We start from the raw sequence: 14,797 nt of genomic DNA on the forward strand, positions 1-14,797 counted from the left end.
GGGTGGGCGTTATTTTTTTTTTTGCGTAAATGTGCAGTGAAATCGAGCGTGTCGTTTTTATAGGCAAAGGAGGCGACCGCAGCATGACGGACCAACGCCTAGTCAGCGTCGAGTCACAAACGGAATACTCCGTCACGTCCGGCGCGACCGAAACGCGAATATTCGTAAAAATGTACGTTGACGCCGCCAAGGCCGGATTAATTGCGGACATGGGTGCGCAGAACTGGACGACACTTTGCGTGATTGCTTCGTTTATGGACGCGGAGGGAAATTGTTATCCGACGCAGGAACAGATCGCGAAGTATCTCGGAGTTAATCGCCAAACTGCGAACAAGTACGTTCGCAATCTCGTTGATTATCGTTGGCGAGGGCACCCGGTTATACGCGCTTTACGTAAACGCGATGAAAATAACGGAAGGTGGGAGAGCACGCGGTACACCGTTTTGCCAATCAGTCAACTCGCGATATTCGACGCAGTTGCCGAGCCATTAAAGGAGGATTCTGCATGATTCAAATTGAGTTACCGGAAATGGATTTTGACATTTCTATAACAGGCGAGAGTGATCCGGCTGGCGCGGATAAGAGATTGTAATGATAAACATCTTTATGCGCGTAGATCAAGAAGTTAACTCGAAGAAGTAACTCAAGAAGGCAAAGCAACCTGTTGGCCGCGCGTCGCACGAAGGAGGTTTCGCTATGTCCGAATCAACGCCGACTGAACGCCTGTCGCAAGCACTCGCGGAAATGCGCCTAATCCGCGAAGGTAAGTTACCTGCTAAAACTTGGCGCAAATATCAAACGGAGGTGCACACGCATGAACAACGGAATCAACGTATCACTCACGCCAGACTATCGCCTGACAACGGACGGTACGCAATTTATCGTAAAGGAGCGCAAGCTCGTAGACCCGACGCTCGCCCCGAACTGGAAGGCGCGGAAAGCGGCGAAGCCGGACCTTGACCCTACGCCGCGCGAAACGTGGATCGACGCCGGTTACTACGGACTCACAACGAACGGACTAGCGGCGGCTCTCGATAGTGTACGCGTCAAACAGGCGGTACGGAGCAACGCGGAAACACTTGCGGAATTTGCCTCCGAGCTGGCCGCCGAGTCCGAGCGCATAGTTGAGGCGTTATCATCGGGCGCGTTGCGTGATTTTCGCGTGGAATTAGCGTCGTAAGGCGGCGCGGAGGGGAAACGGTAGGGTGGCGCATAGGGTCGCTAATATAACGGAAAAGGAGCGGTAAGTTTATGCGTAGAGTTTCGAGGATTGATCTCGTGCTTGAGAATTGCGAAGTGATCTGCGTGCCGGAGGAAAAAATCCGCAGGTTTCATGTAACCGGGATATCCCGCACAGTCGAACGAATCGCGGTAAACAGTATTAGAGAAAACACCCGCTGCGAAGAACTATTCGTTGAGTTACTACCGGGTGCGAATGTTGCTACCGCGTTTCAAACAGCTCTTGGTGACGTCCTACCTTTTGACAGACTTGTCCGACATCGCGACATTTGCGCCATTGACGTAATTTACGAGGACGGAACGAATGAATATATCTACGTTCCGTGGGGCGGAGATAGCGACTATACGAACGAAAGCCAGCGTAGTGAACTTACGGAGGAAGGTCGGTTGCAGATTACGGTAGGGGAAACGGAGGGTACCGAATGACACGCGACGAAATCATCGCAAAGTGGGACGGGATGGCCCCGCGCGAACGTGACGCTTGGGTTGCGGAAGTTGTGTTCGGCAGCAAAATCGTATCGGTCGCGGATGACGACGATTTTCACGTTGAGTTGCCGTCCGTTGGCGGCATTACAGCATGTATTATACTTCCGCGTTACACAACGGACATTTCCGCAGCGTGGACGGTCGTTGACGCGAGTAAGACGGAATTTCTCGTACGGCGCAGAACTTGCGGACTTGGATACCGCGCTTGGGTTTCGCTGTCCCGATATGATGCGAGCGCTGGCGTAAGTATCAACAGCCCGTCCGCGTCGGAAGCGATATGTCTCGCGGCGATTATCGCGAAATTAAGGCCGGCCGTGTGATTTCGCACCTCTTTCAAATAATTAATATATAGGAGGTTTTCGCAAGATGAGCAAAACGCTAGAAACGGTCGATGATATTCTCGAATACTACGGAAAGGGTGATTGCGATGTGTGCACCCGGAAATACCGTAAACGTCTACGTCAATGACAAGCACCGCGAGGTTCCGGTTGATTCGTGTATAGCAGATGAGATTCGTGCGCTAAACGAACTGGGAGTTATTACACTCGGCTCATGTTGCGGACACGAACAGGCTGGGCGGATCGTTACGTACGACAACGCATATGGACGTTGGAAAGAGCACACACAGCCGCCGCATGTTCTTATCGCGGAAAATTCTGTCCAATTAATGCGCGAACTTGGTTATCGGCCTTATCCGTACTACTACGCAGACGGTTCGTACGATGGTGTTTGGCAGGCGCAGTTAATGACCGGCGACATAATGATTGAGGAGGGTGATTGCAAATGAGCGAATTTGTTAAACCGACGATTCCGGCTGAAACTGCGGATGCAATCGAAGCGGCGCGAAGAGCAGGAGTCAATAACGCAACAATTATTGACGTAAGAAACGAAGATTTTATTGTCGAAGGCGTAGACCGAAGGTCCCTTCAAATTATCCCGTTTGATACGCTCCTTGCCGCGCTGATCAACGGTTATGAGCGCGAGATGACGGACGAGGAGCTGGCACACGTGAATATTCGCGCCCACTATGACGACGCGATGCGGGACGTTACACAATTCGCCGGTAGACTAGCGGCCCTCACTAGAGCCACATACGCTGACGGTATCCGTTTCGTTTTAAACGAGCTCGGCGTAAAAATCGAAGGGGTGAACGCATGACCACGGACTATTACCGTCATTTTACCGTGATAATAGGCGATGTAGACGCGCTGGCATGTTGCACTACCCTCCGGACGGACGAGCGCTATCTGCCGCGAATATTGCGCGAGATTGGTGCGGCGCAACCGGCCGGACTTGATGCGCGAGGTTAGCGGCAATGAGCGCGTACGGATCGGACGTAAGGTGATCGATATAATTACCGATTCGGTAACATATTGCCAAAATGGAAATACGGATGTATAATAGGAACAGTTGTTCGTATAATGGAGGTGTAGACGGAATGACAACGAAAGCAAAACGTGATTTGGCCGCAGATTTGGCGCTGTGTGAGGCGGCGACGCCGGGGCCTTGGCGGAGTAAAACGAATCGACATCCAGAGTTAGGAGGCAGTCCTTGGGGGTGGTACGAAGCGGGCGGACGTCAAATCGGAACGTGGTCAGGAAGTAGAAACAGGAATTATTCCGAGGACAATCGTTTTATAGAAGTCGCACGCGAAGGCTGGCCGCACGCAATCCGCCGAGCGATCGCAGCCGAAACGGAGGTTATACGGTTAATAAAAGCGCTTGATAAGGTACGTAAATGCCTTATCAACAATGCACACATATCCGCGGAGATCGTCGTAGATCGCGCGCTGCTGGGGGTGTCGGACGATGCCACGGAAACCAGCGAATAAAATCACCGCAGAGCAACGCGCAGATTGGCGCAACCTCCCGCTCGAACATTGGAATACGCGCACGATCCACGCAATGATTATCGACCTTAACGCGGAAAAGTTTGGCGTAGATAAATACGTCCCTCTCCGCGGATACGGTTTTGAGCAAGGCGTAATCAAGCGCGCGCTCACGGAATATGGTGCCGAGGATTTGCGCGAAACAATCGAACGAGCCTTCGCGGAGTACCGGCCGACCGCAAAGTATCCGCAACTTACCGCCGGCTTTTTGATCGCGTATATGTTGCCGCGCATTATGCCGCAGGTGTTGGCGGAGCAGAAGCGTAGAGCCGTCGCGGAGGAGGCGGTGGCGGGTGCGATGAGTGCGGATGAGTTGGCGGCGTGGTTGTAGCGCAAAAGACACATTTAGCGCAACTAATCAATAAGGAGAGATGGAGGATGCTAGACATGAGAGGTTTGGAAGAAAAGTTTTTTGTAGTCAAGCATAGCGATATTCAGGGGCGCGAGGCAGTTCGGGCATATATGAAGCTAGTTGAATATGTCAGTAACAAACGATTGGCAGAGGGCAAGAGCAACTGTAATCGGTATTTAGTCATCAACGCAGATGAACCATATGCCAGTGAAGTTGCAGAGATCATGAAACGTCACGGTCATTGGGGTTGATGCACATAACGAAAAAAAAGATCGAAATAAGGAAGGGTGTAATATTGGACATTAAAGTTAAGATACGATTTATGATCGATTTTGTTTATGACAATACACATCACACGCAACTAGAAGAACTTGTCTTGTCTCTTAGTGATGCAAAAGAGTTGGTAAATCACAACATAGCGGTAATTGATTATATCTATGATTAATGCGCAGAACCGAAAAATTTAGCGAAGGAGGAACCGCATGTCACACGCAGATAACTGCATATTAGCCGCACATTGCACGCTCGCAGGCGGCGAAAAGTGTAACGCAATCTGTCCGTCATATGTCGCAATTCACGGCGCAGACGGGCTCGGCGGACGTATTGGCGCGGCAGGTGTACCGGCGGAGTACCGGCGTTTAACACTCGCGAATAGTCCGGCGCGCCAGGCGCAAGTTGAGGCGTATAAGACCGCAGCGGCCTACGTTGGGACATTCGCGCGGCAGTTTACGGGGGAGCGCATCAAATCACTATATCTGTTTAGCACGGAGCCGGGCACCGGTAAAACGACGACCGCGGCGGCGCTGCTTAACGAATATATCATTCGTCACTATATCGGAACGATTCAACGGAACGGGCAACCGCTGAATCTTCCGGCGTACTTTCTCGACGTTAACGCATGGCAGACGGATTATAACGCATTTAACCGGCCGCGCGTACCGGACCATATCGCAGAGCCGGCCGCCGCACGCTACTATAGCGCACTTACTGCCGCACAGTCCGCTCCCTTTGCGGTGCTTGACGATATTGGCGTACGCGATGCGAGTGAACCATTTCGCGCGGACTTGCACGCGATTATCAACGCACGCGTAACGGAGGGGCTTCCGACTGTGTATACGAGTAACGTTTCGATCGGGGAGTTGGCGCAAGTGTTTGACGCGCGTCTGGCGGATCGCGTACGGGATTTGTGCGGAGTGGTTCCGTTTGTCGGCGGGAGTAAGCGCGGACTTCGCGCATCATAGGACGGAGGTGACAAAATGGCAGTACACGGCGAACAATTAATTTCCAAAATCGTAGACGCTGGCGACATATCCGCGTTAGTAAAATACGGTATCACGCGCGATGACTTTGAAACGCCGGGCGAGCGCCAGGCCTACGATTTTGTCGTTAAATACGCGCAAGAAAACGGAGGCCGCGCGCCATCCTACGCAACCCTGACCGCCGAGTGCCCGGACATCACGTACATTCCGGACGTGACGGATTCGTTCGAATATTTAGCGCAGCAGATCAAGGCCGACGCAGCCAAACGCGAAGTCCTGCGCAAAATCAACGGCTATACGGACGATGAGAGCGGCAAACGCGTACCGTCGGAATTGGCCGATAAATTTGCGCAACTTGCTCCGGCGGATTTTGGGCGATACTTGCGCGAACTCGGCGAATCCATCGAAACCAAGGCGACGGTCAAGCGGGATATTGGCGCAGGCTTGGCGGAATTGGCCAGCGCGTTTAGGGCGGAATACGAAAAGCGTAAGGCCGGCGAAAGTTACACGTTGTGGAAAACGCCGTTTCCGACGCTGAACGAAGAGATCGGCGGCCTCTATTCCGGCGACGTCTACGGCATCATGGCGGAGAGCGGCCGCGGCAAAACGTATCTGTCCGCGGTATTTGTGGGGTCAGGTAGTCGGATGTGTGCGTGAAATAGCGGTCGAGTAGCGAAATATCGAGCGGCTTCGGCGGCGTCTTCGCGGTATGTTCAGGTAGTCTAAGATGTATGTATCCGCCTGTGTCCTCGCCCTTTTCCTCCGCAAGTAGTCGGCGTGCTTCGTCTTCGCTTATACCGCGCAACATGGCGAATAACTGGACGGGGCCGCCGCGCCTATAACGCGGATCGGTTGCGCCCATATCGACCCAGCAGCCGAAATTTGGCGAGTCTGGATCGGTTATGACGCGGAATGACGGGCGGTCATCGCCGGGGCGTGCCGGTGAACTCGCTTCGAGCTTGTCCGGGTGCCAGCGCGCGTTGCGCCAAGGATAACGATCGATCTCGGACTGTAATATAAGCACAGGGTAATCTCCTTTAATTGTTAGATTTTCTAGACTTTAGCCTTTTCACGCTAAGTTTAAACGCAGACTCCAACTCTTTTGCGATGAATAATATTTCATCTGCGCTCAATTCCTTAGTTTCATCAGATGTAGCAGCCACCTCAGCAAATTGCTCAAGGAGTGAGGAGTGTGCTAGGTAGGTGTTAGACTCTTCGGAAACCACCATCGACCTGTCAATTAATCGAGTAAGATGTTCATAAAAATTATCTTCCTCGGATACAGCTACCAGTTGGGTAATGTCCCCTAAGTCAGGCGGTATGCGTCCTGCCAAAGTGTAAATTCTGTCTTTGTCCACATTAAGTGCATACGCCACTTTGTTTAACGTTTCGTCGCTAGGATCTTTCACCTTCCCCCTCTCAAGTTTACTCCACTGAGAAAAGCTGATTTCGGCTTTTTCAGCGATTTCACGGACGGAAAAGCCAAGCTCTATTCTCTTCTCGCGAATAAACTCACCTAATTGGTTTTCGAACACCGTAACGTCAGTCCTTCCAAAAATTAGTTGGAATATTTTCCATGGGTTTAGGATACACTATTAAGTTTCCACAGTCAACACATTTTGTTTCCTTTAAGACAAAATATTTGTTTCTTTTAAGTAAACGATTAAAATCCGCTCACAAATTGCCCCGCAATCTCCGCGCCTTTCGGCAACTCCCGCAGCACCCCGTAATCCATAAGCGCAATCAACTCAATAACAAAGTCCTCGCCGCCGTTACGCCCTTTCTCGACGCCAAGCGCCCCGTTACCATTCGCGGCGTCAAACGAAAATAGATTCGTCGCAATTTCGAGTACGGCTTTCGTCGTTTTCACTTGGTCACGCTTCGGTAATTTAATCGCACGGTGCTCGCCTTCTTCCGTTTCCTGACGCTCGGTATGCGCCTGAATCGTATACATCCCGACGACATCATGCGCGCCGATTATCGTTTCCAAGCGCCGGGCCGCCATCTCTGCCGCACCGCCAGCGGTCTTATTTGCGTTGCGCCCGTACGCATCCGCCAAGCTGTAAAACGGATCGATAACAACGACGTCGATATCCGGTCGCATGTGCAGTTCGCGGTCCAAATCGTTAAGCGTGCGCGTCAAATTTGCGCCGCCTTTCGCCTGCAGGATGAGCTCGCCCGGATAATATTCGTTCAGGCGCGCAACGGTTTCGAGCATAAACGGTTCCAGTTCCGCATTCATTTTTCCGGCCAGCATCGCCTTATTTGGTAATCCAACTTCGCCGAGGCCCTCCGCCTTAACCGCGCCATCCCGCGCCGTCAATATCGATATGAGCCGCGACAGCCACGGATACCACTTGACTTCGTACGACTTGATGCAACAACTTGCCTTAATCTCCAAATAGTTAATAACACGTTCAGGAATGTAAATAAATCAGCAGGTGGAAGGGCTATCCAAATTGGCGCGGGTTATAATAATGGCCAAATAAAAGGGAATACGATCGATACATGTGGATCTCATGGGATCGGCGTTGATATGTGTAGCGATTGGGCTATCGATGGGAATTTCGTTACAAAGTGCGGGCAAGCGGGAATTTGGGTTTACGGTACTTCTAATGTGATTGTTGCGAATAACAACTCAACGGGGAACAACACAACGGCTACCGATGGCAGATTTGACATCATGGTCGGGTATGTGCTAACTAGCAAATCTCTTAATTGTAAAGTCTACGCTAATCAGATGGGCACATTTGGAATATCTGATGCCGAAAACACAATAGTAACGAATAACACAATCGGATCAATAGGACACAATTTCGGTACTAATACCAAAAGTTTTAATAATTTTATCAATGGAACATGGACTGCGTAAAAGGTGTTTAATAAACGTTGTCGAATTTTAGTACTATACTTTTTTAAAGGAGACAGAAAATTGACAGAAAGAGACTATTATTTCGACAACGTTAAATTACTGCTGATCATTCTTGTTGTAGTAGGCCATATTATTATACCTCTGAATTCAGGTGTTACATTCAAGCCACTTTTCACTCTGATTTATTCGTTTCACATGCCTCTATTCATTTTTATATCGGGTTATTTCTCAAAGAATATAGGTTCGGATAATTATGGCAAAAGGATCATTGCTAATCTCTTGATCCCTTATTTAATTTTTGAAACGTTATATTCTTTATTTGATTATTATTTAATAACAGATAATCAAGAAAAGTTAACGTTCACTTATTTAACTCCTTATTGGATCATGTGGTTTCTTGTTAGTATGATCTGCTGGAAACTAGTTCTGCCGTATACGGCAAAGATCAAACCTTGGATTTCCTTAACGCTTACGATAATAGCTGGAATAGCAATAGGTTATGCAGGCGATGTTGCTTATTATGGAAGTATTTCTAGAACAATCGCCTTCTTCCCGTTTTTTATCTCTGGTTTTTATTTCGATAAAAAGTGGTTGCTTAAATTTAGTCATTGGGTATATAAGTTCATATCTATAGCCATTTTAATAGTTGCATTTATAGTTTTTTACCAACTTCAAAACGTGATTAAATTTGAATTCTTTTATCATGTTATTCCGTATGCGAGTTTTGATCTACACGGTTGGCGAGGTGGGATTTACCGGTTATTTAGTTATCTAGTTGCAGTTATATTGGGCCTATGTGTATTGGTTCTTGTCCCAAAGGAACGTATTCCGTTTTTAAGTGGATTAGGGAAAAACACGTTATATGCTTACTTGCTGCATGGATTTATAGTTAAATACTTACACACTTCTACATTGTATTCTCAGTTAGATGGATCACTGGATAAATTTTTAGTAGTGATGTTAGGTTGTCTTATCGCAGTCGTATTATCAACGAATATTATTAGAAGTATCTTCAAGTGGGTCGCAGAACCCAAGATTGATTTTCTTTTTAAAGACAATGTTCCACGAGATAGAATTGAGGAAAAAAAGAATACAGTATCAACATAATAGGACGAAACTGCGCAACAAGCCTCGCTAATACAGCGGGGCTTTTTCTTTTACGGAGGTGACGCGCAATCTTACGCATATTTGATAAAGCACGCACGCCGATCGGAGTCCTCCCGCAGGCCTACGACATCAAACGCACGCGACGCATCAACTCGGACGACGTGCTGACGTTTAATGTTCCGATGACGTCCGCTGACTACGATTTGATCACGCTGAAAAATTACGTTATGGACGAGCGCGGCCAATACTATGTAATCAACTCGCGCCAACGCAAACGGGACGGACGTAAATTAATCGCAGAAATATCGTGTTCGCACGTCATGTTCAAACTCGCGGATTTTAAAGTGCCGTATGCGTCGTACATCAAAGAGTCGTACGGTACGCACATATCGCAACTCACCGATAAATTAGCGGCTGCCACCGGTGGGCGCTATTCGTTTATCATCCATGACACATTCCCGCTATACGACGTCAAGGACTGGGGCCGCACGAACTGTCTGGCCGCGCTCAATGACGTCATCAAAATGTACGGCGCGGAAGTCGAGGCGGACAACTTTACGATCCATTTGCGCAAGCGTATCGGCACGGACTCCGGCCACCAATACCGCATCGGCAAAAACGTAATTAGCTCCGCGTTTAAGGACGACGGCTCTGCGCTCACGACCCGTTTATTCGCGCAGATGAAAGATGGGCGCACGTGGATCGGCGAGCCTGCGTCGATTCTTACAGCGGACGAGCGCGCCCGCCTTGAAGCGATTCCCGGCGCGATTGTTGACGGCAAGCTCGCGGTCAACTATCTCGTATCGCAATATGCCGCCGCTTGGGCCACGCCGGACACTCCGTTTTACGACGCGGAGATTATCGATCAGAATATCACGTCGGTGGACGAATTACTACGTCAGGCGCGTAAAGCCCTCGCGGAGAACGAAGTGCCGGCGCTTGAAATTAGCGTAGACGCGGCGGACATTTTTAAGATTGACGCAAGTGAGACGCGGCCGGGACTCGGCGACACCGTCTATTGCGTCGACCCCGAGATGGAGATGCCGAATATTACCGCGCGCATCGTGGAGATTACGGAGTATCCGTTTGATCGCGATAAGCATACGCAGGTGACGGTATCTAACGTAATGGGGCGCGACTATGCTGACATCTTGGCGGACTTAGACCGGGCCAAGCGCATTGTTTACGATATTGTGAGCGGCGGTACCGTACGTACGGAAGTATTCGAGGCTTTCGCGCGGCAGGCGGTCATTGACGTTAACAATTCGAAATCCGAAGTCAAGTACGATACGCGCGGAATCATCCTCGAAGATAAAACGAATGCCGCGAACCAAGTCGTATTAACCGCGAACGGCATTATGCTGACGACCGACGGCGGAAATACTGCGCGGGCCGCAATTACGGCGAATGGGATTGTCGCGGAGAGAATTGTCGGCCAACTCGGTAACTTCGTATCGCTGCTGATCGGCTCCGGGAATAACGTAACGCAAATCAACAATAACGGGATCGCGGCTGGCCATGCGAATTTTAGTAGCGCGCCGTTTCGCGTCTATATGAACGGCGATGTCGTAGCGCGGTCGATTACGTTGACGGGGAAGATCGAGCAGTCTACGATGGAGTCTTCGACGATTACCGGCGGATTAATACGGACGGCCGCGTCGGGCGCGCGCGTAGAGATGGACTATCGAGGCTGGCGGACTTACGACGCATCGGGTCGCGAGCGTATCTCGATTGACGCGAATGATGCGTACGGGTTGAGCGGTATCACGTTTATGCGATCAGTAAGCGGGGCGTCCGGTACGATCAACGGGGGCGACTCCTTCTTTCAAATTACGTCGCTCGTTGATATGTTTTTGGCCGCGCCAGGGCGTCGGGTTTACTTTAACGGTACGGTTGACTTTTCAACTGCAAGCGGCGTAGTAGGACTTGATACGTCAATGATTAACGGGCTGTCCGCGGCTCTGGCGCAGAAAGTACCGTACGGTGCTCCAACGGGATATACGTTAGTCGCGGCGCATAACCACGGCATTCCTGACGGAACCGTTTTGCGAACTGCGGATGGGGGAACCGTAACGTACATGGCTTACGCCGGAGACTCGCACAGACATGTGATATAAATAAGTTGAAACTTCTGGCCCTTCCGTACGATAATATATAATAGGAAGTATTTTCTAAGGGAGGGCTAGAATATGAGAAATAGATTTTTGGTGGGAGCGCTGTCAGGCTTACTTGTTGGCGCGATAATCTTTGGTGGAAGCTCCGCAATAGCTGCGGTAAAATCACTCGTAGGCTCTAAAGTTACCGGTGTTTATACGATTAATAAAGCGGATGGGACGAAAGTGGCAGACGGCGCGGTTATTAACGGAGCGGCTTACGTTCCGGTCCGGGATGTGTCGGAGGCTGTAGGTATCCCGCTTCGAGTGGAGGGGAAAACAATAACGATTGGAACAATAAAGGAGTCAGAAGTTATCGGCGCGAATGATGCGATGAGTCCGGAGGTTATGGAGTTAGCCAACGCGATAAGTCGATATGAGCGCGACATACTCTCATGGAAAGGCCTTATTGAGACGGAGAACGCGACACTAACCTCGCTAAACGAAAGCCGCGCTGCCGCAGAAAAAGGCGCAGCCGAAGCGCCATTCCTAGTCGAAGGTATCGACGCAAATATCGAAAAGACAAAGGCGCGGATCGCCGAATACCAGGCGAAAATCGACGCAGCCAACGCGGAGATCGCGGAGCTGCAGGCGAAGATCGACGCGAATAAATAAACGAATATAGAGCGCAAGGCGTGGCCTTAATGGTCGCGCCTTTTTGCGTACAGAGAAACGGAGGAACACGATGAAAGTACGCCAATTACTCGAATGCACTGTAGACCTAGCGCAACCACTGCCGGAGCTATCAGCGGTCGTTTCCGCAGTTTTAGCCGCGCTCCCGGACGTTGAGCAACGCGCGGAAATCCTGCGTCAGCTCGACGATCAAATCACGGAGGCGCTTCTTGCGCTTGATAACGCGGATGAGGAGGCGGCCGCATAATGGAGCAAACGATTTGGGCGGAGATCGCCAAGAACGGAATATTCGCGATTGCCGCCGCCGTTCTGTTTTATCTGCTCTGGCGCGAGATGCAGCGGATGGCGACGGAAGCGCGCGAACGAGAAGAGCGGATCAGTGCGGAGGCAAAGGTGCAGAACGAACGGATGCATGCGGAGGCCGTTGCGCGCGAAGATCGCTTGATGCGACTGACCGAAAATTTGACGGATCGCTTCGAAACTCTTGCGCGCCAATACGACGGACTCGCTTCGGACGTACACGAAATTAAAGCGATTATCAACGGAAAGGATGCGGCGTAGTTATGGCGGCGTTAACGCCTTTGACAATCGAATACGTACGATCGAAGTCCGCGTCGAAATTGAGCGGGCTTCTTCCCGTTGTTGCGGCGGCGACTTCCGCGCTGATCGACCGGTGTTATGCGCGCGGGGTTCCGATCGTCATCACGCAAGGGCTTCGGACGATCGCGGAGCAGGACGCTTTATATGCGCAAGGCCGCACGAAGCCGGGAAAGATCGTAACCAACGCGCGCGGCGGCTATTCGTATCACAACTTCGGCGTTGCGGTTGATTTTGCATTGCTATTACCGGACGGCAAATCGGTGTCTTGGGATATGGCGCGGGACGGCGACGGCGATAAGGTCGCAGATTGGAACGAGGTGGTTGTGGTCGCGAAGGAACTCGGCTTTGCGTGGGGCGGCGATTGGACTTCGTTTAAAGATTATCCGCATTTCGAAATGACATTCGGATTATCGACGGCTCAGTACCGCGCCGGCAAGCGTCCGACGCAGGCGCAAATCGACGCGGCCTATGCGCGGATCAAAGAAACGGAAGGGGATGACGCAATGACAGCGGAAGAGAAGGCGCGAGTGGAGGCGCTGGAGAAGCGCTTGGCCGCGCTCGAAAATAACGCGAAGATGGCGGCGGTTCCGGCATGGGCGCTGACCGCGTGCGAAAATGCGAAGAAGGCGGGCGTGCTGGATACGATCGCGAACGGCAGCTACGACTTTTACCGGATGGTTACGATTTTGGATCGCGCGGGAATCTTTAAGGGGGCGAAATAACGATGAAAATCGATTGGAAACGGAAATTATCTTCGCGCAAATTCTGGGCGCTGTTGGCCGCGCTTGCTACGTCAATCCTGACGGCGGCTGGCGCGGGTGAGTCCGTAACGTTGCAAGTAACGGGAGTTATTGGCGCGGTGGGTGCGTGTGTTGCGTATATGTTATCCGAGAGTTACGCAGACGCGAACGGGAGCGGAGATAAGACGGAGGAATAACGAAAAAAGGGGCGCGAGCCGGCGGAGTAAAAATCCGTTTGGCTTGCGCCCCTTTTTTGCGTTTTACGACGAGATCAAACGCCCGTCGGATGTGCGCGTTACTCGCGTGCGGCATTTCGGGCATTTGTGGCTTCCGTTCATCAACTTGAACGACCGTCCACAATTCGGACATATTACGGTTTCAGCGCGCATTTGCTTAACCGCGACGACAACGATCGCAATCGGAATCGCGAGGATAAAGCATGCGATAATAAATATCATCGACGAAAACCTCCGTTCCTTGCCGTTTTCCACATCGTACCATATCGCTAGATTCCGCGCTACGTGTCTGGCATAAAATACAAGCCCGCGTGCATACGCTAGGGTAAAGCGGTCGCCTACGCGATCCGCGCTTTGGGAGCGACGGTAGATAACCGCGCTCTTTTTGCGTTTACATCGGCCAAAAATCGTCTTGTCTTACGTTCTCCCCGGTCAACCTCCGCACGGCCCCGATTAACTTCCGCATGGTACTTCCGCTCGGATAATAATCCGGATAGCTACATACTCGCGTTAAAGTGTCTCGACTCACCCCCGAAACCTCGCGTATTCTCTCCTGTTCAATTCCGCGCCGATCCAAATAGGCCCCGAATTTGCTACGTTTCTTTCCTAATCCAAACATTTCGTATCATCTCCCGTCCCTATCATTTTGGACGAGTCTATCAAAATTTATACGTCTCTATCCGCATTTTTGCGGAAAGAGGAGCAAGCCGTCGCGCATAACATCAAACATACGTAAAACGTAGGAGGCGATGAAATGGCGACGTTAAACAAAGCGCTATTAAAACGGATGGCCGGCGAAGTGTCCGTCGGAACACTCGCGGAAATGGTCGTGGATTATGCGCAAGGAATTACGGACGCGGAGGACGTAGACGACGGCGTGCTCGAAACGATCGGCGCGATTGAAACGCTGGTTGCGGAGATTAAAGCGCGGAGTGGAGCGGCGGCGAAACCTAAGCGGAGTCGGCGCGAATCGAAACCGCAAGAAAAGGCGGAAGAAACACCGCCCGTTCCCGTACAGTTAGGCGGAGGTATCCGTGAGCAAGTTCGTTAGGCGCGGCGTCAACTTTAACGTAGAGAACGAACACCAGTGGAAGTTAGTCGAATGGGTAACGCGAAAAAGTCCGAGGAATTTCAGCGGATTTGTTAAGTCCGTTCTCTACGCGGCAATGATTACGGAGGAAGCGGCGCTAGAACAAAAGCGAAAGACCGCCGACGACTCCGCCGACAATTAA

The 14,797-nt window shown here is 51.0% G+C and carries 22 protein-coding genes; 19 read left to right on the top strand and 3 right to left on the bottom strand.

What is annotated here, in order from left to right; genetic code table 11:
• Positions 1-83 precede the first annotated feature (83 nt).
• The 9 genes from M3G15_RS08565 to M3G15_RS08605 all read left to right on the top strand — a co-directional run bounded on the left by M3G15_RS08565 (position 84) and on the right by M3G15_RS08605 (position 5,881).
• Positions 84-509: a helix-turn-helix domain-containing protein gene (locus tag M3G15_RS08565; RefSeq protein ID WP_260070621.1), complete on the top strand. Its 426-nt coding sequence runs from the start codon at positions 84-86 to the stop codon at positions 507-509.
• A gap of 305 nt (positions 510-814) precedes the next feature.
• Positions 815-1,180, top strand: coding sequence for a hypothetical protein (locus tag M3G15_RS08570; protein WP_260070622.1), 366 nt, complete (start codon positions 815-817; stop codon positions 1,178-1,180).
• Positions 1,181-1,661: 481 nt separating this feature from the next.
• The gene (locus M3G15_RS08575; protein WP_260070623.1) at positions 1,662-2,045 is read left to right on the top strand and encodes a BC1872 family protein; all 384 of its coding nucleotides are present in this window, start codon (positions 1,662-1,664) and stop codon (positions 2,043-2,045) included.
• 463 nt (positions 2,046-2,508) lie between these two features.
• Complete coding sequence (locus tag M3G15_RS08580; protein WP_260070624.1) at positions 2,509-2,883, top strand: hypothetical protein; 375 nt, start codon at positions 2,509-2,511, stop codon at positions 2,881-2,883.
• Between the two features lie 280 nt (positions 2,884-3,163).
• Positions 3,164-3,556 (top strand): hypothetical protein, encoded by a 393-nt coding sequence (locus M3G15_RS08585; RefSeq protein WP_260070625.1) that lies wholly within the window; start codon positions 3,164-3,166, stop codon positions 3,554-3,556.
• The gene (locus M3G15_RS08590) at positions 3,534-3,944 is read left to right on the top strand and encodes a hypothetical protein (RefSeq protein WP_260070627.1); all 411 of its coding nucleotides are present in this window, start codon (positions 3,534-3,536) and stop codon (positions 3,942-3,944) included. Before M3G15_RS08585 ends, M3G15_RS08590 begins: the two co-directional genes overlap by 23 nt.
• A gap of 56 nt (positions 3,945-4,000) precedes the next feature.
• The gene (locus tag M3G15_RS08595) at positions 4,001-4,216 is read left to right on the top strand and encodes a hypothetical protein (RefSeq protein ID WP_260070628.1); all 216 of its coding nucleotides are present in this window, start codon (positions 4,001-4,003) and stop codon (positions 4,214-4,216) included.
• Between the two features lie 231 nt (positions 4,217-4,447).
• The gene (locus tag M3G15_RS08600; RefSeq protein WP_260070629.1) at positions 4,448-5,206 is read left to right on the top strand and encodes a P-loop NTPase family protein; all 759 of its coding nucleotides are present in this window, start codon (positions 4,448-4,450) and stop codon (positions 5,204-5,206) included.
• A 15-nt stretch (positions 5,207-5,221) separates the two neighbouring features.
• A complete protein-coding gene (locus M3G15_RS08605; RefSeq protein WP_260070630.1) occupies positions 5,222-5,881 on the top strand; it encodes a hypothetical protein in 660 nt (219 codons plus the stop codon).
• A 380-nt stretch (positions 5,882-6,261) separates the two neighbouring features.
• On the opposite strand, the gene M3G15_RS08610 is transcribed toward M3G15_RS08605, so the two are convergent.
• Positions 6,262-6,759: a helix-turn-helix domain-containing protein gene (locus M3G15_RS08610; RefSeq protein WP_260070631.1), complete on the bottom strand. Its 498-nt coding sequence runs from the start codon at positions 6,757-6,759 to the stop codon at positions 6,262-6,264.
• 128 nt (positions 6,760-6,887) lie between these two features.
• Positions 6,888-7,625 (bottom strand): AAA family ATPase, encoded by a 738-nt coding sequence (locus M3G15_RS08615; RefSeq protein ID WP_260070632.1) that lies wholly within the window; start codon positions 7,623-7,625, stop codon positions 6,888-6,890.
• A gap of 51 nt (positions 7,626-7,676) precedes the next feature.
• Between M3G15_RS08615 and M3G15_RS21650 the strand changes: the two genes are divergently transcribed.
• The 8 genes from M3G15_RS21650 (at position 7,677) to M3G15_RS08650 (ending at position 13,526) form a co-directional block, all read left to right on the top strand.
• Positions 7,677-8,096: a right-handed parallel beta-helix repeat-containing protein gene (locus M3G15_RS21650; RefSeq protein ID WP_397376602.1), complete on the top strand. Its 420-nt coding sequence runs from the start codon at positions 7,677-7,679 to the stop codon at positions 8,094-8,096.
• A gap of 60 nt (positions 8,097-8,156) precedes the next feature.
• Entirely contained in the window at positions 8,157-9,203 is a 1,047-nt protein-coding gene (locus M3G15_RS08620) for an acyltransferase family protein (protein WP_260070633.1), read from the top strand.
• A gap of 77 nt (positions 9,204-9,280) precedes the next feature.
• Entirely contained in the window at positions 9,281-11,320 is a 2,040-nt protein-coding gene (locus tag M3G15_RS08625; RefSeq protein WP_260070659.1) for a phage tail protein, read from the top strand.
• A 72-nt stretch (positions 11,321-11,392) separates the two neighbouring features.
• The gene (locus M3G15_RS08630; protein ID WP_260070634.1) at positions 11,393-11,971 is read left to right on the top strand and encodes a DUF4315 family protein; all 579 of its coding nucleotides are present in this window, start codon (positions 11,393-11,395) and stop codon (positions 11,969-11,971) included.
• A gap of 70 nt (positions 11,972-12,041) precedes the next feature.
• Positions 12,042-12,236 (top strand): hypothetical protein, encoded by a 195-nt coding sequence (locus M3G15_RS08635; protein ID WP_260070635.1) that lies wholly within the window; start codon positions 12,042-12,044, stop codon positions 12,234-12,236.
• A complete protein-coding gene (locus tag M3G15_RS08640) occupies positions 12,236-12,550 on the top strand; it encodes a hypothetical protein (protein ID WP_260070636.1) in 315 nt (104 codons plus the stop codon). The genes M3G15_RS08635 and M3G15_RS08640 overlap by 1 nt, the downstream gene beginning before the upstream one ends.
• 2 nt (positions 12,551-12,552) lie before the next feature.
• Positions 12,553-13,311 carry a M15 family metallopeptidase gene (locus tag M3G15_RS08645; RefSeq protein WP_260070637.1) on the top strand — a complete coding sequence of 253 codons (759 nt, stop codon included), beginning with the start codon at positions 12,553-12,555 and terminating at the stop codon, positions 13,309-13,311.
• Between the two features lie 2 nt (positions 13,312-13,313).
• Entirely contained in the window at positions 13,314-13,526 is a 213-nt protein-coding gene (locus M3G15_RS08650; RefSeq protein ID WP_260070638.1) for a phage holin family protein, read from the top strand.
• A gap of 63 nt (positions 13,527-13,589) precedes the next feature.
• Here the strand turns inward: M3G15_RS08650 and M3G15_RS21655 are convergent, their stop codons facing one another.
• Positions 13,590-13,787 carry a DUF2614 family zinc ribbon-containing protein gene (locus M3G15_RS21655; protein ID WP_397376601.1) on the bottom strand — a complete coding sequence of 66 codons (198 nt, stop codon included), beginning with the start codon at positions 13,785-13,787 and terminating at the stop codon, positions 13,590-13,592.
• Between the two features lie 532 nt (positions 13,788-14,319).
• On the opposite strand from M3G15_RS21655, the gene M3G15_RS08655 reads away from it, so the two are divergent.
• On the top strand, positions 14,320-14,616 hold the full coding sequence (locus tag M3G15_RS08655; protein ID WP_260070639.1) for a hypothetical protein: 297 nt from the start codon (positions 14,320-14,322) through the stop codon (positions 14,614-14,616).
• The gene (locus tag M3G15_RS08660) at positions 14,600-14,797 is read left to right on the top strand and encodes a hypothetical protein (protein WP_260070640.1); all 198 of its coding nucleotides are present in this window, start codon (positions 14,600-14,602) and stop codon (positions 14,795-14,797) included. The genes M3G15_RS08655 and M3G15_RS08660 overlap by 17 nt, the downstream gene beginning before the upstream one ends.

Origin of the sequence: Paenibacillus sp. p3-SID1389, assembly GCF_025151705.1 — a bacterium.
Taxonomy (GTDB): domain Bacteria; phylum Bacillota; class Bacilli; order Paenibacillales; family Paenibacillaceae; genus Fontibacillus; species Fontibacillus phoenicis.